General features: G+C 33.4%; 16 protein-coding genes. 14 read left to right on the top strand and 2 right to left on the bottom strand.

What is annotated here, in order from left to right:
- Window positions 1-25 precede the first annotated feature (25 nt).
- From NLJ00_RS12350 to NLJ00_RS12335, 5 genes are all read left to right on the top strand, one after another.
- Window positions 26-520 carry an SRPBCC family protein gene (locus NLJ00_RS12350; protein ID WP_256637400.1) on the top strand — a complete coding sequence of 165 codons (495 nt, stop codon included), beginning with the start codon at window positions 26-28 and terminating at the stop codon, window positions 518-520.
- Window positions 521-659: 139 nt separating this feature from the next.
- Window positions 660-1,703, top strand: coding sequence for an SDR family oxidoreductase (locus NLJ00_RS12345; protein WP_180861550.1), 1,044 nt, complete (start codon window positions 660-662; stop codon window positions 1,701-1,703).
- A 4-nt stretch (window positions 1,704-1,707) separates the two neighbouring features.
- Window positions 1,708-1,872, top strand: a complete 165-nt coding sequence (locus tag NLJ00_RS25075) for a Rossmann-fold NAD(P)-binding domain-containing protein (RefSeq protein WP_319800429.1) — start codon at window positions 1,708-1,710, stop codon at window positions 1,870-1,872.
- A gap of 149 nt (window positions 1,873-2,021) precedes the next feature.
- Window positions 2,022-2,354, top strand: a complete 333-nt coding sequence (locus NLJ00_RS25070) for a Rossmann-fold NAD(P)-binding domain-containing protein (RefSeq protein ID WP_319800430.1) — start codon at window positions 2,022-2,024, stop codon at window positions 2,352-2,354.
- A 12-nt stretch (window positions 2,355-2,366) separates the two neighbouring features.
- A complete protein-coding gene (locus NLJ00_RS12335; RefSeq protein ID WP_256637399.1) occupies window positions 2,367-3,170 on the top strand; it encodes a helix-turn-helix domain-containing protein in 804 nt (267 codons plus the stop codon).
- Between the two features lie 33 nt (window positions 3,171-3,203).
- On the opposite strand, the gene NLJ00_RS12330 is transcribed toward NLJ00_RS12335, so the two are convergent.
- A complete protein-coding gene (locus tag NLJ00_RS12330) occupies window positions 3,204-4,205 on the bottom strand; it encodes a hypothetical protein (RefSeq protein ID WP_256637398.1) in 1,002 nt (333 codons plus the stop codon).
- 212 nt (window positions 4,206-4,417) lie between these two features.
- Here NLJ00_RS12330 and NLJ00_RS12325 point away from each other — a divergent pair, with 212 nt between their 5' ends.
- The 6 genes from NLJ00_RS12325 (at window position 4,418) to NLJ00_RS12300 (ending at window position 11,272) form a co-directional block, all read left to right on the top strand.
- The gene (locus NLJ00_RS12325; protein ID WP_256637397.1) at window positions 4,418-5,215 is read left to right on the top strand and encodes a PhzF family phenazine biosynthesis protein; all 798 of its coding nucleotides are present in this window, start codon (window positions 4,418-4,420) and stop codon (window positions 5,213-5,215) included.
- A 14-nt stretch (window positions 5,216-5,229) separates the two neighbouring features.
- On the top strand, window positions 5,230-5,658 hold the full coding sequence (locus NLJ00_RS12320) for a copper resistance protein NlpE N-terminal domain-containing protein (RefSeq protein WP_256637396.1): 429 nt from the start codon (window positions 5,230-5,232) through the stop codon (window positions 5,656-5,658).
- Between the two features lie 249 nt (window positions 5,659-5,907).
- Entirely contained in the window at window positions 5,908-7,356 is a 1,449-nt protein-coding gene (locus tag NLJ00_RS12315) for a hypothetical protein (protein WP_256637395.1), read from the top strand.
- A 257-nt stretch (window positions 7,357-7,613) separates the two neighbouring features.
- Window positions 7,614-9,917, top strand: a complete 2,304-nt coding sequence (locus NLJ00_RS12310; protein WP_256637394.1) for a type IA DNA topoisomerase — start codon at window positions 7,614-7,616, stop codon at window positions 9,915-9,917.
- Between the two features lie 328 nt (window positions 9,918-10,245).
- Window positions 10,246-10,722 (top strand): DUF6265 family protein, encoded by a 477-nt coding sequence (locus tag NLJ00_RS12305; protein ID WP_256637393.1) that lies wholly within the window; start codon window positions 10,246-10,248, stop codon window positions 10,720-10,722.
- A gap of 88 nt (window positions 10,723-10,810) precedes the next feature.
- On the top strand, window positions 10,811-11,272 hold the full coding sequence (locus NLJ00_RS12300; RefSeq protein ID WP_256637392.1) for a hypothetical protein: 462 nt from the start codon (window positions 10,811-10,813) through the stop codon (window positions 11,270-11,272).
- Window positions 11,273-11,431: 159 nt separating this feature from the next.
- Here NLJ00_RS12300 and NLJ00_RS12295 read toward each other — a convergent pair whose 3' ends face one another.
- Complete coding sequence (locus tag NLJ00_RS12295) at window positions 11,432-12,592, bottom strand: MFS transporter (RefSeq protein WP_053470964.1); 1,161 nt, start codon at window positions 12,590-12,592, stop codon at window positions 11,432-11,434.
- Between the two features lie 271 nt (window positions 12,593-12,863).
- Between NLJ00_RS12295 and NLJ00_RS12290 the strand changes: the two genes are divergently transcribed.
- The 3 genes from NLJ00_RS12290 (at window position 12,864) to NLJ00_RS12280 (ending at window position 18,868) form a co-directional block, all read left to right on the top strand.
- The gene (locus tag NLJ00_RS12290; protein ID WP_256637391.1) at window positions 12,864-15,293 is read left to right on the top strand and encodes a TonB-dependent receptor; all 2,430 of its coding nucleotides are present in this window, start codon (window positions 12,864-12,866) and stop codon (window positions 15,291-15,293) included.
- 324 nt (window positions 15,294-15,617) lie between these two features.
- Window positions 15,618-16,334: a DUF4198 domain-containing protein gene (locus tag NLJ00_RS12285; protein ID WP_256637390.1), complete on the top strand. Its 717-nt coding sequence runs from the start codon at window positions 15,618-15,620 to the stop codon at window positions 16,332-16,334.
- 239 nt (window positions 16,335-16,573) lie between these two features.
- Window positions 16,574-18,868 (top strand): TonB-dependent siderophore receptor, encoded by a 2,295-nt coding sequence (locus NLJ00_RS12280; RefSeq protein WP_256637389.1) that lies wholly within the window; start codon window positions 16,574-16,576, stop codon window positions 18,866-18,868.
- The last annotated feature ends 103 nt before the right edge of the window (window positions 18,869-18,971 follow it).

Below are 18,971 nucleotides of genomic sequence, written 5' to 3'. Positions count from 1 at the left end.
CAAAAAACAATAAAATCAGCTTAAAATGGAAAATTTCGACTGGACATCCTTCACCAAAAAAATAGCAATTAAGGCTAAACTCAGCGACATTTATAATGCCTGGACAATTGCAGATGAATTAGAAAAATGGTTTCTCGAAAAAGTATCTTTCTTTGATGCAAACCAAGAACCAATCAGCAAAGATAAAAACGCTGCAGAAGGCACAACTTACGATTGGCTTTGGTATTTGTATAAAGATTCCATGAAAGGAAAAATTACTGCTGCCAATGGAAAAGACTATTTACAATTTACTTTTGAAGGAACTTGTCTCGTAGATATAAAACTAACCGAAACTGATGGTTATACAGTGGTTGAACTTCGTCAGCATAATATTGCTACAGATGATTATTCTAAACAATATATCAGACTTGGCTGTTCAAATGGCTGGGGTTTTTACTTGGTTAATCTTAAATCAGTTTACGAAGGCGGTTTAGATTTACGCAACAAAGATGAAAATTTGAATCCCATGATTAACAATTAGAAACAACAATCAGTATATCAAACATCTACCTAATAAAAACAACCTGAAATCTGGACTTTTAAAGACATAAAATTTGGACTTTACAGCAAAATAAGCTGTTCGTTTTAATCTGAACTTTGCAGTATTAAAACTTAAAAAAATGACAAATTCAGAAAAAGACAAAACAGTTTTGGTTACAGGCGGTTCAGGCTTTATTGCCGTTCATTGTATTTTAAAATTATTGAAAGAAGGCTATTCGGTAAAAACAACGCTTCGTTCCTTAAATAGACAAGACGAAGTAAAACAAATGCTTAAAGTGGGCGGTATTAGCACATTTGAGAATCTTTCATTTATTCAGGCTGATCTTTCAAGCGACAAAAATTGGAATGAAGCAGTAAAAGGCTGCGAGTTTGTACTACATGTTGCCTCTCCTACTCCGGCGATTCAGTTTACACACGAAGACGAATTAATTAATCCGGCCAAAGATGGTGTTGTAAGAGTCCTGAAAGCTTCAAGAGATGCCAATGTAAAACGAGTAGTTTTGACTTCTGCTTTCGGCGCAGTGGGCATGGGACATAAAAACCGTAAAACGCCATATACTGAAGAAGACTGGACAAACATTGACAGTAATATTCACGCTTATCAAAAATCAAAAACCATTGCAGAACAAACCGCTTGGGAGTTTATAAAAAATGAAGGCGGAAATCTGGAACTTTCGGCAGTAAATCCGGTTGGTGTCATGGGGCCATTATTAGGTACAGATTATTCGCATTCCCATCAAATGATTAAACAAATGCTGGAAGGCGACATTAAAGCCTGCCCAAAAATCAGTTCTTGTTACATCGATGTACGCGATGTTGCCGATTTGCATTTACTAGCAATGACAGATCCTAAAGCAAATGGCGAACGCTTTTTAGCCACTACAGGAAATGTTTTATCCATGCTTGATGTCGCTAAAATTCTTAAAAACAAATTAGGCAATGAAGCTGATAAAGTTCCAACAAAAGAGCTGCCTAACTGGGTTTTAAAAGCTAGCGCATTAAAAAAACCATCGTTAAAAATGCTGGTTACTTTACTGGGACAATACATGCAGGCCAGCGGAGAAAAAGCAAAAAAAACATTAAATTGGTCTCCTCGTTCGAATGAAGAAGCAATTTTGGCAACTGCCGAAAGTTTATTGAAATTAGGTCTAATCAAAAAATAAAAAGATGAAAGTAATCATAACAGGAGCCACAGGAATGGTTGGCGAAGGTGTTTTATTTGAGTGTTTAGAAAACGAAAATGTAAAAGAAGTACTGATCGTAAATAGAAAACATTACGATCTCGATCATTCTAAATTAAAAGAACTTCTTGTACCTGACTTTTACAATTAGAAAATTTCTCTGAACAATTAAAAGGTTATGACGCCTGTTTTTACTGTGCAGGAATTAGTTCTGTCGGCAAAAAAGAAGAAGAGTTTACCCGAATTACTTATGATACAACACTTGCTTTTACAGACCAATTATTACAGTTGAATCCTGATATGATTTTCATTTTTGTTTCCGGTAACAGAACAGACAGTTCTGAAAAAGGAAAAGTAATGTGGGCCAGAGTTAAAGGCAAAACAGAAAATGCCCTGATGAAATTATATGGCAAAAATCAATATAATTTTCGTCCGGCGATCATGAAAGGAACTAAAGGACAGGCAAATGTAAAAACAATCTACAAAATATTAGGGCCGATAATTGCACCATTTTTTCCGCAAAAAACATTGACACTTCAACAAGTAGGGCGCGCTATGATTCATGCGGTTTCTAAAGGATATCCAAAACAAATTCTAGAAGTAGATGATATTGATCAATTAGCAAAACAATAAAAATTCTGAAAAATGAAAGAAACTGCTATATCTGCCTGTTATGTAAGTCCTTCACTTAATAATGAGCAATTTGTTCCTGAGCATTGCTTTATGTATTTAGTTTCGGGTTCGATGCTGGCTTACGACGGAAGTAAAGAATACAAAATTAAACCCGGAGATTTTGGTATTGCAAGAAGAAATCATTTAGCAAAATATACCAAACAACCTGATAATGGTGAGTTTAAAAAAATCTACATTTTGTTTGAACAGGATTTTTTAAAAGAGTTTAATGAAAAATATCAATTTAAAGTCGAAAGTGAGAAACCGACAAATGGTATTATAGCATTAACTAAAAATGCATTAACTAAAAATTTCATTCAGTCGCTTACTCCTTATTTCAACGAAAAGGGCACAATTGATGATCAGTTTTTGAATGTAAAACGCACCGAATTACTGCTTGTACTATTAAAAGTTAATCCTGAACTGGCCAATATTTTGTTTGATTTTGGCAGTCCCGAAAAAATAGACCTTGAAGCTTTTATGATTCAAAATTTCAGGTTTAATGTAAGCATAGAACGCTTTGCTTACTTAACAGGACGCAGTTTGTCGGCTTTTAAAAGAGATTTCGAAAAAATATTTAATGCTACTCCAAGTCATTGGCTGGTTCAAAAACGACTTGAAGAAGCGTATCATTTAATTGATAAAAAGAACAAAAGGCCGTCTGACATTTATCTTGACTTAGGTTTTGAGAACTTTTCCCATTTTTCGTTTGCATTCAAAAAACTGTTTGGACATTCGCCAACACAGTTTATTGAAACGAAGAAGAATGGCAATTAAAATTGAAGATTTTATGTTTGTAAACGCACCATTTTATTTTGGTGCATAACGGTTGTGGTCGTACGATTTTCTCTCTGAGATATATTGTATAATAAGATTCTTTTTTTGATCGTCAGTTAAATTCTGAGTGTAATTTTTGGCCACAACAATCTCAAGTCTGTTTAATTCATCCGCAGATAAATTTTCAAAATAAGAAAGTACTTGTTCCTTGTTTTCAAGCTCGTTAATATCAATATACGGAACTAGCTCCGGCCCCGCAGCGACTGTTTCCTTTTTCTTGAAAAAATTTGTTTTTTCTACTTTTTCAGGTTCTTTTTGAGATGAAACTTTAGCTTTAGTAAGGTTCACATTTTCATTTATTTCAACTTTTAACGTCGAAGATAATTCAGCATAATTCATTTGAGAAGTCTCTTTCAAAATATAACCTAAAACTGCAGCCACAATTGCTTTTGGCAAAAATATAATGATGTCACTGTCGATGACAGAAACTGCCTGCAACGCAGAACCAACTCCAAGTATAATAAGCGAAAAACCTAAAATCATGAAAAGATCTTTCAGAATAACATCAATTTTTCTGATACGGTTTCCTAATAAAATAGTAACCACTATCATTACAATATTAGAGAGAATCAGCAATATTGCACTCGAAATAGAGGTCGAAGCAAAAGAAGCTAATGAATTAAAACCTTGTTCTTCTTGTGCGAAATATATCGGTATTGAACTGAATAAAACTGAACCTAAAGAATAAATAGGTATTGCCAGGAAAACTAAAGATATAATTATTAATGAATCGGCCTTGCCATACTTAAGCACTCTATTTAAAAAAAGTTTAAAAACCAGTAGTATTCCAAACCAAACCGCAGCACTAAAAACTGCAAAACCATTTGCTAAAAAACCATGAAACCAGGTTTTGTCTACATAAAAAAATTGTTTGTAAATGGCAAATACAATTATTAAGGCAGCATAGATATAGGCAATTAATGCGGTAGTGTTATAAATTTTTGGTAAACTGGTTTCTTGGGTAGAGTTACTCATAAAGTTGGCAGGTTTCTGAAGTGGTTATTTGGGAGTTAAATTTTATTTTGATCAAAAATATATAAATTTAATTAGAAATCATTAGAAGATTTTTTTCGGTTCACAGAAGCTTCTCTTTCGTAAATATAATCTGAATCTATTATATCAGATTAGCATTTTTAATCGTATTTTCGTTTAACTAAAAATACCATTTAACGTACTCCCAAATAAAAATGAAAACTTATTTTGTTGACTCTTTTACCAATGAAAAATTTAAAGGAAATCCAGCTGCGGTTTGTCTTCCCGATACAGAATTAGATGCAGAAAGTATGCAAAATATTGCAACCGAAATTGGTTTTTCGGAAACTGCTTTTATAAAACTAATAAAAGACAATACATATAGTATTAGATTTTTTAGTCCGAAAACAGAAATTCCGTTATGCGGACATGCAACATTGGCTTCGTCTAAAATTCTTTTCAGCACCACTGCATTAAACAGTATAAAATTTATCAACTGCGATAATGTTGAATTGAATATTGAAAAAGAAGCGAATAAAATCAAAATGCAATTTCCTGTTTATGACACAGAACAAACAGAAGTTCCTCAAAAACTTCTTGAAGCTCTTGGAATTTCTGAAACTGTCGAAAAAAGGTACAGCCCCAACAACAAAATAATTTTACTCGAGATTGAAAGCGCTAAAGAACTGGCAAATTTAAAACCAGATTTCTCAGCCCTGATAAACTCACATACCGGAATAAACGGTGTGCTTGTAACTGCTGTTTCAGACAACGAAAATTTTGATTTTCATTACCGATATTTTTGGCCTTGGGCTGGAACTAATGAAGATCCTGTAACTGGTGGAATTCAAACTTTTTTGACAAAATATTGGGCCATAAAACTCAATAAAACAAAATTGAACGCTTACCAGTCTTCTCAAAGAACCGGGACTATGAGTACAGAACTTTTACAAGACAAGGTTTATATTCTTGGAGAAGCGGTAATTGTTTTAGAAGGTGAATTTATTTTATAAATCTTAAAAAAACTATGAAAGCATTAATTATTACTTTATTTTTAATTTGCAGTATCACTTTATCTGCCCAATCAAATCAATTTGCGGGCGATTATTCCCGTTCACTTTCTGAAGAAGGAAAACATATAATTGAATATAAACTGACCTTAAATCAAGATGGTACATTTGTATTTCATTCGTATTCTAAACTTCAAGGCGGAACTCCGCCGGAGGAAAATAAATACGGGAAAGGAAAATGGAGCGTAAAGGACAATATGATTACTTTTTCTGCCAATAAAAAAGAAGACTTTGATGAAAAATATACTTTAGATTTTAATAATTCTACAGCCAGGTTTGTAGCTAAAAATCCCAGAGATAAAAGTGATAAAGTCGTGAAAACGAAACTTCAATTTTTAGAATCAGAAATTAATTGGATGAGAAGAATTGATGTTTTTAGAATTTAGATATTCTTAAAAATAGCCAGATGAGATTGCTTCGTTCCTCGCAATGACAAAACTCTGCGTCTTAGCGAGAACCACGTAACAGCACAAAAACTTAGGATCTTAATATCTTAGAACTTTAGTAACTCTTTTTGTTGGTTTTATACCTAAATATGACGGACTTACGACATTTTTTTTGTAGTTACTTTCTTAATTATCTACTTTCAGGTATTCAAAAGAAATAATTACAAAAATTAACTAAAGCTCCATATTATGAAAACTACAAAAATGGTATTACTTTTTATCATAATAATCTCATTTGGTGCCTGTAAAAAGGACGCAAAGGGAGAAAAAGATAATTATACAACTGTAAAGAAAAGTGCTGCAGATTCTGAGTGTTTAGCTCCTGCTAATTGGTTTACGATCGTAAACAATACGCGCCAAACTCCTCCACCAAATGAAGGACCAACAAGCGTATTTGCTAACAATGCAACAGTAACAAACTGCGACTTTCATCAATGGTCATGGCAAAAATTTCTTTGGCTGACTAATGAGGTTAACGGACAACCGCAATTCATTACTAATCTGATTCAGGTGAATGCCGCAGGTCAGAGATTAGATCCAAGTAACGGGATTGTTTTAACGGATACTGCTCAGGCAAGTGGTAGTACTGATATCTTAAAAACGCCAAATTATCCATCGGGTGTTCCTAAATCGACTACGGTGTATTATTCTATATTTATGGACAAACTTATGTATGGAACTATGCTAAAATATGGTCCAATAGCAAAAAGTGACCCAACTAAAGTAAAAGATATAGCTTTTCCTGTAGGTTCATTAGAACTTAAAACTTCTTGGATTGATGCAAGCGTTCTTAAAGATCCTTCTTCTTATTTTGTTACTCAAGGAGTAATAAATGGAGTAAAAACAAAAGTAGCTCTTTTGGGGATGCACGTAGTGGGAATTGTAGAAAATCATCCTGAATTTGTGTGGGCTACTTTTGAACACGAAAATCTTGCACCTGCTTACGATTGGTCAAAAGCTACGCCAACAACAGATGCGCCGGTGACGAGTACAGTTGATTACCCATTTTTTAATAAAGCGAGTACGGCAACGGTTACCAATATAACCTCAGGAAACGGAATTTATACGGATGTTTTTTCTGTTTACAAATATGGTGTTCCTGTAGAAAAAGCAATGAAAGGCACTCATAATGTTCAGCTTTTTATGCAAACCAGTCAAAATGGTTCACAAAACTTAAATAATATTCGTACTATTAATCAAAGCGTTAAAACACAGCTAAAAGGTATCTGGAACAATTATTTTTACAATGGTTCATTATGGATAAATACCGCAGGATACAATAGTACTCCGGCACAAGCGGCTTTATTAGATTCGTTGAGTTATGATCTTTCAAATTCTGCTCCTGGAAAATTAACCAGAGGTTCGGTTTCAGCTTACAATATTACTATGGAAACTTATGTTCAGGTAGGTTTTAATCCAACATCAATACACGGGAATTCGGTATCTAATCTTGTTAATTGTTTCTCTTGTCACAACACATATTATAAATCAAATGTTTCTCCTCTTTTTATAAGTCATGTATTTACAGGATATGTAGGGGATCTACAAGGGTTAAACAGAAAACAAATCAAAGACGAACATGTTAAAGACATTGTTAAACAATTCAATTTGCGTCTAAAATTAAGAACTAAACAATAAGCCGATTTACTTTTAAATCTAATCAATATAAAAACCACAAGCTTCTGTTTGTGGTTTTTATGCTTTATTGATGAATCATAATATTAAAAATTCTATTCGATTTTTTAAATTATAGTGTGCAGATTTTGCTCAAATCTCTTTTAAATCTGCGTGAAACAAAAAACCTTTGCGAGTTTGCAACTTTGTAACTTTGCCTCTTTAAATTTCAATACCACTTTTTAAATTCCTAATTTCGCTTTCGAATAAGAAAGAGAGAAATGAAGGTATGTATTGCTGAGAAACCAAGTGTAGCACGTGAAATCGCATCTGTTTTGGGCGCCAATACCAAACACGATGGATATTATGAAGGCAACGGTTATGCCGTAACCTACACTTTTGGGCATTTATGTACTTTAAAAGAACCTAACGATTACAAACCGCACTGGAAAAGCTGGGATTTAAATAACTTACCAATGCTTCCCGAAAAATTTGAAACCAAAGTTGTTCAGAATTCGGGAATTCAAAAGCAGTTTAAGATTATAAAATCACTTTTCGATAAAGCCGAATTAGTCATAAACTGCGGGGATGCCGGACAGGAAGGAGAATTAATCCAGCGCTGGGTGATGAACGAAGCGCATTATAAAGGCGAAATAAAACGCTTGTGGATTTCATCCCTAACAACCGAAGCTATAAAAGAAGGTTTTGACAACTTAAAACCATCTGAAAACTACGATAATTTATTCTACGCCGGATTTTCAAGAGCGATTGGCGACTGGCTTCTGGGAATGAATGCTACACGTTTGTATACCGTAAAACATGGCGGTTACAAACAAGTTTTGTCTATTGGACGTGTGCAAACGCCAACTTTGGCAATGGTGGTTGACCGATTTAAAGAAATCGAAAACTTTAAACCTCAGCCCTATTGGGAATTGCAAACTTTATACAGAGAAACTCTTTTTAGTTATGAAGAAGGACGTTTTCTGAAAAAAGAAGATGGAGAAATTCTGGCTGAAAAAGTCAAAGAAAGTGATTTCGAAATTGTTTCTGTCGATAAAAAAAACGGAAATGAATACGCACCAAAACTGTTTGACTTAACGGGTTTACAAGTTTATTGCAATCAAAAATTTGGATTTTCAGCAGAAGAAACGCTTAAAATCGCACAGACATTATACGAGCAAAAAGCGATTACATATCCCAGAGTTGATACCACTTTCCTTCCGGGCGATATTTATCCAAAAGTGCCGGGAATTCTGCAAAAACTAACGCATTATGCGCATTTAACAGAGCCACTTTTAGGAAAGAAAATTAAAAAATCGCCAAAGGTTTTCAACGATAAAAAAGTAACTGATCACCACGCTATTATTCCAACAGGAATCGAAATTAACCTGCCGTACAATCAGCAGCAGGTTTATGATATAATTGTAAAACGTTTTATTGCCGTTTTTTATGATGATTGTCTCGTTGCCAACACAACGGTTATTGGAAAAGCTGCCGATGTTACTTTTAAAGCTACAGGAAAAGAAATCCTGAAAAAGGGTTTCCGTGTTGTTTTTGAAGATCCAAATGCGAAAGAAAAAGAACCCGATTTATTACCGAGTTTTGTTGTGGGTGAAAAAGGTCCGCATGAACCTTCTTTCCTTCAAAAAGAAACCAAACCGCCCAATCATTTTACCGAGGCAACTTTACTGCGCGCCATGGAAACCGCAGGAAAACAAGTCGACGACGAAGATTTACGCGAATTGATGAAAGAAAACGGAATTGGCCGTCCGTCAACACGCGCAAATATTATCGAAACGCTTTTCAAACGTCAGTATATTGTCCGAAATAAAAAACAGGTTTTGCCTACAACAACCGGAATTCAGTTGATTGATACGATTCAGAATGAATTGATCAAATCGGCTGAGCTTACAGGTTCTTGGGAAAAACAGTTAAAAGATATTGAAAAAGGAACTTTTACCGCTGCTGCTTTTATTAGAAACATGAAACGTATGGTTGAAGCTTTGGTTACCGAAGTTCGAAGCGAAACAAGACACGCTAATATTTCGCATGCTGCAACGATTCAAAAACCAACTGCAAAACCAGAGAAAAAGAAAACCGACGGAATTTTGGCAGAAACTTGTCCGAAGTGTCAGAAAGGAAATCTAATAAAAGGGAAATCGGCTTTTGGATGCAGTGAATATAAAGCGGGCTGTGATTTTGTGCTGCCTTATGTTTTTTTAGATAAAAAAATTACCGAAAGTCAGTATCTAAGGTTGGTTCAAAAAGGTTCAACCGTAAACATAAAAGGTTTTAAAACCGAGTCTGGAACTGTTGAAGGTTTAATTCGTTTTGAAGAAAATTACAAGCTTAAATTAGAACCGAAAAAAACCGAAGCGAAAAAGACAAAACAAGAAACATCAGATTCTTTAATGTGTCCAAAATGTAAAAAAGGAACCATCTTAAAAGGAAAAACGGCTTACGGCTGCGCTGAATATAAATCGGGTTGTGATTTTAAAGTCACTTTTGATGAAGTCCGTGCCAAACTAAAAGATCAAAAACCAACGAAAGAACTGGTGTATTCGATTTTAGAAGAAAGCGTTTAGTTTTTTTTGCCACAGATTAAAGGGATTAAAAAGATTTTTTTTCTACTGTGTGTTTTTTTTGCCACTAATTACACGAATTTTCACGAATTTATTTTTCACGCAGATTCTGCAGATTAAGCAGATGAGCTCAGATTTATTTAATTCAGAATCAAAATTAAATCTGCCTAAATCTGCAGAATCTGCGTGAAAAAAAATCATTTTAATCCCTTTAATCTGTGGCAAAACATTTCCAGTTTTTTCAAAAATTAATTCGTGAAAATTAGTGAAATTCGTGGCAACAATTTTTTTCATACTTTAGTGCTTCCATTTAACATCAAAAATCATAAATATGTTTCAGAAAATTACTCTTTTAGCGCTTGTATTAGCTGTTGTTTCTTGCCAGAAAAAGGAATCAGTTGAAAAAGATAAAATCAAAATCGCCGACTGGCTTATCGGAAACTGGGAAAATACTTCTCCAGACGGTGTTTTAACGGAAAACTGGGAAAAACTAAACGACAGTACTTTCAACGCTTATTCTTATTATAAAAAAGGAAAAGATACTTTACATTTTGAAACTATTGTTTTGGCTCAAAAAGGTGAAACCCTAACCTATTTCGCAACCGTAAAAGGACAAAATGAAGATAAAGCCGTAGCTTTTCCATCAACTGCAGAATCTGATAAACAATTGGTTTTTGAAAACGCAAAACACGATTATCCTCAAAAAATCACGTATACAAAAGGTGCAAATAATACTTTAACTGCTGAGATTTCAGGAAAATTGAATGGAAAAGTGAGTTCTGAGAAGTTTGTAATGACGAAGAAATAATTTAATAAAACAGAAAATAAATTATATCCAGAATTTGTGCGAGAATTAAAAAACTTCCTCCAATAATTCTGAAACTATAAAGTCCTAAATGAAAAAATACTTTATTTTGTTTTTAGTTTTGTTTTTCATTCTCAGTTGCAGTAATAAAACTCAAAATACAATTGAAAATATTTTCGATAATTTTTCATTTAATACTACATTATCAAATAGTTCTGAAATAATTATCAAAGTTTATGACTCGACTATAACACACAATCGATCTGGAAATCTTGAATCTCTTGTTCCATTAAAAGAATGTAAAACAAAAACCAATCAGCAAATTCAAGATTTCAAAAATATTTTCGAAAATGCTGAAAAAACTGGTTATTGCTGCTGTCCAGTAAGTAGTTATTCTATTCTTTTTTTAAACAAAAAAGATACTCTTGATCTTTTCTATGTTGATACTCTTGAATTTAAAAATAAGGTAAGAATCTTTGAAGGAAGTTTTCAATATTCATACATCATTGAAAAACAAAAGTGGGAAAATTATCTTAGCGAGATAGAAAATTAAAATGTCTAATTTTAATTAACCAGATTTATAAAGTTGAAGTTTTTACTAATTTTAGATGCATTTTTCCTTGAAATTTTAATTCAAAAAAAGAACCGGAGGTTCGATAAATTTTGTAGAGCTGGACTTCAGTCCAGTTTACAAATCAACCAGCAAAAAAACCTACTCATTCTCCCCGATCTTATTCACCATAAAAATCATCAGAATACCTAAAAGCGCCATAATTAAAAACGCCCATTTCATACTCAGATATTCAGAGATAAAACCCACCATTGGCGGAACTAGTAAAAATCCAAGATAACCAATAGTAGATATAGAAGTTAAGGCAGAACCGCTGCTGAGTTTTGAAGATCTTCCCGCAATGCTAAACACTAGCGGAACCACGCAGGAAACCCCAAATCCTATTAAAACATAACCAAAAATAGTTGGGTAAGCATATGGCAGAATAAAACAAAGAGCAAAACCAACAGTGATTAAAATACCGCTGTAAAGCAGGATTTTTTTAGTTCCAAATTTCATTACACCATAATCGCCAAATATACGTCCTAAAGTTACCGCAGTCGCAAAAAATACAAATGCTGCACTGGTTAATTTTGGAGAAGCCTTTAGTATATTTTCAAAATAAATTCCGCTCCAGTCGTACATCGTATTTTCGCAAGCCATTGATACAAAACAAATTAAGGCAAACTTGACAAGATTTTTTTCCGGCATCGAAAAGAACTTCTTTTTAACCGGTACAGGCTCATTATGAATACTAAGAGGATAAAAACAAGCCGTAAGAGCGAGCATAAAAACACTTACTCCTAATAAATGATGTGATGGTGCAACATGCTGTGTAACCATCACATAACCCAAACCAGCTCCCGAAAAAACAGCAATACTCCAAACCGCATGAAAACGGGTTATGATCGATTTTGGATATAGTTTCTGCACTTCAAGAGATTGTGCATTAATCGATAAATTGAAAATATTACGGGAAGCTCCAAAAATTAAAAGTATAATAACCAGCTGCCATACAAAAGCGGCTAGACCCGGTAAAGACAGCACGATATTAAACATAATCGCTCCTAAAAGCATAATATAACGGCTGCTGTATTTATTTAATAACTTTCCTGTAAACGGCATTGTAAGCATTAATCCAATTGGAAACGCAAATAAAACAGCTCCAAACTCTGCTTCGCTTAAATGCAATTGCGCTTGTATGTGCGGAATTCTAGATACCCAGGAAGAATAGCCAAATCCGGAAAGGAAAAAAAACACTGTATTTGCTATACGGAATCCTCGAGGTGTATTTTGTATTTTTTTGAAGAAAGGTAAAATCATGAAGTCTGTTTTTCAGATTGCAAAAATAAAGCTTTTAAAGAGAATTATTGTTCATTTTACATTTAATAAAAGCCTGCAAATTTCACTTTTATTCCTTCCATTTTCTCTTATTCAATGTTTATATTTTTTTCAAAAATAGATTTCTAACATTAAATTTTAAATATATTTTCTTTAAAAGTCCCGTATTTGTTGGTAAAGAGATTAAAATTTCTAAATTTGTGTTGTTTTTATTTATTCTAAATAATAAAAAATATCCAAAAAAAGAAATCCAATGAATTATTCAAATGTCAGCTTTAAACAGATCCTTACCAAAATCTGTTTGTTGCTATTCTTCAGCTGTAATGTATTTGCACAGCAAAACTTAGGTAAAATTAAAGGAGTAATAACTACATCTGACGGAGAACTTGCCGTTGGGGTTAATATCATCCTTAAAAATTCAAAATATAGCACAATTACTAATGAAGATGGTGCTTTTGAATTTAACCGCATAAAACCAAATACTTACACACTGCAAGTTTCGCTGACTGGATATGAAACACTAGAAAAACAAATAAGTGTAACTGCTAATGAAACAACTTCTCTTAATTTAAAATTGACTGTTTCTAACAAACAATTAAAGGAAGTTATCATTACCGGTAACCGAGGAAAAGCTTTTCCTAAGCAAAGTACCTATGTATCGAAGCTTCCACTTAAAAACATTGAAAATCCGCAGGTTTACAACATCGTTTCATCTGAATTGATGAAAGAACAAGCGATTACCAATTATGAAGATGCTTTGAAAAACGTTCCCGGAATTCAAAAATTATGGGAATCTACAGGGCGTGGCGGCGATGGAGGTTCTTATTATTCGCTTCGTGGTTTTGAAGTTCAGGCTAATATCGTTAACGGATTACCGGGCTTAACAAGCGGAACATTAGATCCTGCCAATATTGAACGCATTGAAGTTATTAAAGGACCGTCTGGAACTTTATTCGGGAGTAGTTTGGTTAGTTACGGCGGACTTATTAATACGGTTACCAAAAAACCTTACGAAGGTTTTGGAGGTGAAGTTTCCTATCTTGTTGGAAACTTTGGTCTAAACAGAGCTACGGCAGATATCAATACACCGCTGGATGATAATAAAAACATTTTATTTAGAGTTAATTCTTCTTTTCAAACAGAAAACAGTTTTCAGGATGCCGGTTTTCGAACTTCTTATTTTATAGCTCCAACTTTATCTTATAAAGTAAATGAAAGACTTTCTTTTTTATTGAATACAGAATTTATGCAGGAAGAAAAAACAACGCCGTCAATGCTGTTTTTAGGAAGGGATGCCCCTCTGCAATTTGCTAATCTAGCCGACTTAAATTACAATACCAATTTATCATTTTACAGTGATGACTTATCAATAAAAAATCCAAGATTCAATTTGCAGGCTCATATGAATTATAAAATTTCATCTAAATGGAGCTCACAAACTGTATTTTCAAGAGGAAATTCTAAATCAAACGGCTATTACTCCTATATTTATGATAATGAAGATGGAAACAGGGATTTTGGCTTATGGATTACTAAAGAAAAATCACAGACCTCAACCACAGATATTCAGCAGAATTTTATAGGCGATTTTAAAATTGGCTCTATGAGAAACCGTATTGTAATTGGTTTTGATTATTTTAAAAGAGATGTAATTTTTGCAGGTACTGGTTATGCAAAACTTTATAATCTTACAGCACAAGGCGAAGTGAGACAATTTGATGATCTTAATCCAAATTACCTAACTGTAGAATCTGTAGATAAAGCTTTAGCTGCAGAAGCTGGACCTGATTATCACTCTAAAGACGCGACTTATAGTACTTACGTATCTGATGTATTAAACATCACTCCTACTTTACTGGCAATGGCAAGTTTAAGAGTTGATTATTTTGATACTGAAGGAAATGTTAAAACAGCCGATGACAATTATAATCAAACGGCTTTATCCCCAAAATTTGGACTTGTTTATCAGCCTATTAAAGATCATTTATCTGTATTTGCCAATTATATGAACGGTTTTAGAAATATCGCTCCGTCTGCAATATATGATAATGACGGCAATTTTATCAGATCTCAAACTTTTGAGCCTGAACACGCTAATCAATTAGAAACTGGAATAAAAACGGATTTATTTTCAGATAAATTAACTGCAACTGCAAGTTTTTATCTTATTAATGTTGCCAATTTAGTGACAAGTAACCCAATGTACAGCGCACAAGGCGGTGAAGCAAGAAGCAAAGGTTTTGAATTTGATTTGAACGCTGCACCTGTAAAAGGTTTAAGTATTATTGCCGGATACAGTTATAATGACAGTAAAATTACAAAAGGAGATCAAGGAAATGTTTGGTTGGATCAAGGGCAAAGACCTTTTTGGGCCGGACCAAAAAATTTAGTAAATCTTTGGGCAAGTTATAAATTTAATGAAGGTTTATTAGAAAATTTCGGTCTAGGTTTTGGTGGAAATTATGCCAGCGATAATGCTATTTTGGATAGTTCTGTAACTGGGAAATTTGTTTTACCGGCATATACAGTTATAAACGGATCTGTTTTTTACAATTCAAATAAATTTCGCGTAAGCTTCAATGTGAATAATATTGCAAACAAAGATTATTTCAACGGAGGCTGGTCAACATTGAACCCGCAAAAACCAAGAAATATTGTAGCGAGTTTTGCTTATAAATTCTAAAAGATTATCAAGTGCAGCTTAAGCTTTGTCGGGCTGAGCGAAGTCGAACCCCCTTGTGCTTTAAAGCCCTTCGACTTCGCTCAGGGTGACAGTTCAATTTCATTCTAGTTAAATATCAAAAAAGGGATTAATTTTTATTAGTCCCTTTTTCTTTATTTTAAAAACTTGCAGCATTATTTTACTATATTATTAATAATTAATCTAAATAAGCATTGTGTAACAAATATTAAACAGTACATTTGTGACACAAAATAATAACCCATAAATCCAAAATTCTGAGTGTTTATCAGGATTTTTTCAATATTAATTTTAAATCTTATTATCATGAAATCAAAAACTTTTAAATTTGCATTTTTAATGCTTTTTGCTGCGCCTCAACTTTTTGCTCACGCACTTTGGATCGAAACTAAAGCAACCGGAACTAAAGGAAAAGCACAGGAAATTTCAATTTATTTTGGAGAATTTTCAGAAAATGATATTACAAAAGCAGACAAATGGTTTTCTGATTTAAAAGATTTTACTTTGGTATTGGTTTCTCCGTCAAAAAAAGAAACAAAACTTACTTCAAAAGCTTTAGATAATAAATATCAGGCGTTTTTTACTCCAGATGAAGACGGAGTTTATACAATCGTAATGCAGCATACAGTAAAAGATGTTTACGGTACAATGAAATTAGATTACAACTCAAGCGCAACTGTAGTTGTTGGAAACAAAACTGCAGGAAACAGCATTGCATCTAACACAAATAAAATTGCTGTTTTCTCAGAAAATGCAGATGCTGCCAAAAAAGATACTAAAATTACCGGAGTTGCATCTTATGATGGGGCTATAGCTAAAGAAACTAAAATTAAAGTAATTGCTCCAAACGGATGGGAAAAAGAATTATGGACAAATGAAAAAGGTGAATTTTCTTTTACACCAATCTGGTCAGGAAATTACATGGTAGAATATGCCCATACTGAAAAAGCTGCCGGAGACCATAACGGTAAAAAATACGATGAAATCTGGAAAATGGCTACTTACCTAATTACAGTTAAATAATTTTCAAAACTTTTTTAGATTTTAATTTTCGATTAAACCTTGCTCTTTTGGGCAAGGTTTTTTTGTTTTATATAATATCGTATCATAAACAATTAAAGTTACAAAAGCAAAATCTTAAGGCAATCTTAAGATAAAACTAATACAACTTTAAGCAAGATAATCATCTCATAATTTTTTGTTAAGGTGTTGTCAGTTCTATATTTGCACTCGATAATTTTTATTGAATCTAAATAAATACCATGAAACATAATTTAATTACATTCTTAGCCTTACTATGCTTTGCTTCTTCTTATAGCCAAAACTATACAAGTACAGAAAACAGTACAGCAGCCGATACTGTAAAAAACAAAAAAGGAGAAATCCTTAATGAAGTATTAATCACGGCAAATAAACCTAAAAAGCCAGTTGAAGCAGCACGTTCAGGTATTAAAGTAATGGACTTGCCACAAAGCGTTCAGGTTATTGGCAGTGAAGTAATCGAACAACAACAAGCAATTAGATTAAGTGAAGTAGTAAAAAACCTTAATGGTGTTTATGTAGGATCTGCTCGTGGTGGTGCGCAGGAATCATTCTTTTCAAGAGGATATGATATGAGTGCTAACAATATGTTCAAAAATGGTTTTAGATATAATGCCGGTTCTATACCTGAAGTTTCTTCTTTAGAAAAAGTTGAATTTTTAAAAGGAGGTTCAGCCTTATTGTATGGAAATGTTGCTCCTGGCGGAATCATGAATTTAGTTACCAAAACGCCAAAATTTACAAGCGGTGGAGAAGTTTCTATGCAAATGGGGAGTTACTCTTATTATAAACCATCTGTTGACTTTTACGGACCTTTAAATAAATCTATTGCTTACAGATTTACAGGATCTTATGAAAATTCAGAAAGTTTTAGGGATTTTGTAAAGAACGAACGTATTTATATAAACCCTTCTTTCCTATTTCATCTTTCAGATAAAACCCAAATTACATTACAAGGAGATTATCTAAGTGCTGACTGGACTCCGGATTTTGGAACTGGAATTTACGGAAAAACAATTTTAGACTTACCTCGTAACGAATTCTTCGGAGCACTTTGGTCTACTGCAAATACTAAATCTTCCAGCGCTTCTTTATTATTTAATCATGATTTTAATAAAAATTGGAAATTAAATTTTAATTCTTCTTACCAATCTTACAGAAGAACACAAACTTCTACAGCCCAATTAAGTACAATTGATGCAAATGGAAACTGGAAACGTGGTTTAACAAAAGCGGATGCTGCCGAACAAATATTTGGAGACCAATTAAGTTTACAGGGAAATTTTAATACCGGAAGCATTAAACATCAAATATTTACAGGAGTGGATTATGAAAATTCTCTTGCACCTAGTTATACTTTTGGATTTTATGCTCCTGGAAAACCTGCAGACCTTTTAACAACAGAAGCTACGGCTATAAATTTATATACTTATGATTATAGCACCCAAAGTACTGTTATTCCTTATCCAACAAGAACTACACAATTAACCAATACAGAAACACAGCGTTTTGGAGCTTATTTTCAAGATTTAGTTTCGGTTAATCAATACATTAAAGTTCTGGCAGGATTACGTTGGTCGTGGCAGCAAAGTGAAGCTACCACTACAAAAGAAGTGATTGAGAAAAAGAATAATGTAAATGTCATTACAACTGCTTACGAAGATGCAATACCTGTAACTGGTGCAAAAACTATAAGCAAAGCTTTTTCGCCTAAAGCAGGATTGGTCGTACAGCCAACTAAAGATTTATCGTTGTTTGCGAGTTACTCAAACTCCTTTACTCCAAACACAGGAACTACAGTAGATGCAAAACCATTAGATCCATCTATTATAGATCAATATGAAGTTGGTGTGAAAAAAGATTTTTTTAGAGGTCTTTTGACTACTAACGTAACACTATATCAAATTAGCAATAATAATTTAGCACAAACAGCTCAATATTTATCAGACGGTGTTACACAAAACGTTAATACTAATCTAAAAGAATTAGTTGGAGCTACAAAAGGAAAAGGAGTCGAAATAGATATTACTGCGACACCTGTAGAAGGTTTGAACATTATGGCTGGTTATAGTTTTAACGAAACCAAAGTATCTAAATCATCTGGTACAAGCGGAAGCCTTGTTGTTGGAGATGTTTTAGCAAGAACTCCAAAAAACACTGCTAATTTGAGTTTTTTCTACAAATTGCCTAGCGGTTTATTAAAAGGAGTAACTTTTGGAGCGATTGGAAATTATGTTGGAGATCGTACAGGAGGCTGGAATGATGATTATTTATGGACAGAAAACACACCCTCAACCAATCCAAAAACATATACGGTAACAATTAGAGATCGTGATATTCCTTTGGAAGGTTATGTTACTGTAGATGCTTCTCTTGGGTATGAATGGAAAAAATTCTCCATCTTATGCAGATTATCAAATATAACAAACGAATTGAATTATACCGTTCACGAAAATTATAGTGTGAACCCTATCGCACCAAGACAAGTAATGACAAGTTTACGTTATAAATTCTAAAATTTTGAATTAGATTTTTCCCATTCAGCATTTTCTGATTATTAGAAATTAGAATGTTTTTGGAAACTTTAAACCTCATCTTGCAAAAGGTGAGGTTTTTTGT

Origin of the sequence: Flavobacterium panici, from assembly GCF_024499525.1 — a bacterium.
GTDB classification, from domain to species: domain Bacteria; phylum Bacteroidota; class Bacteroidia; order Flavobacteriales; family Flavobacteriaceae; genus Flavobacterium; species Flavobacterium panici.
Note: the sequence above shows the minus strand (reverse complement) of the source record. Positions and strands in the feature narration are given on the sequence as shown.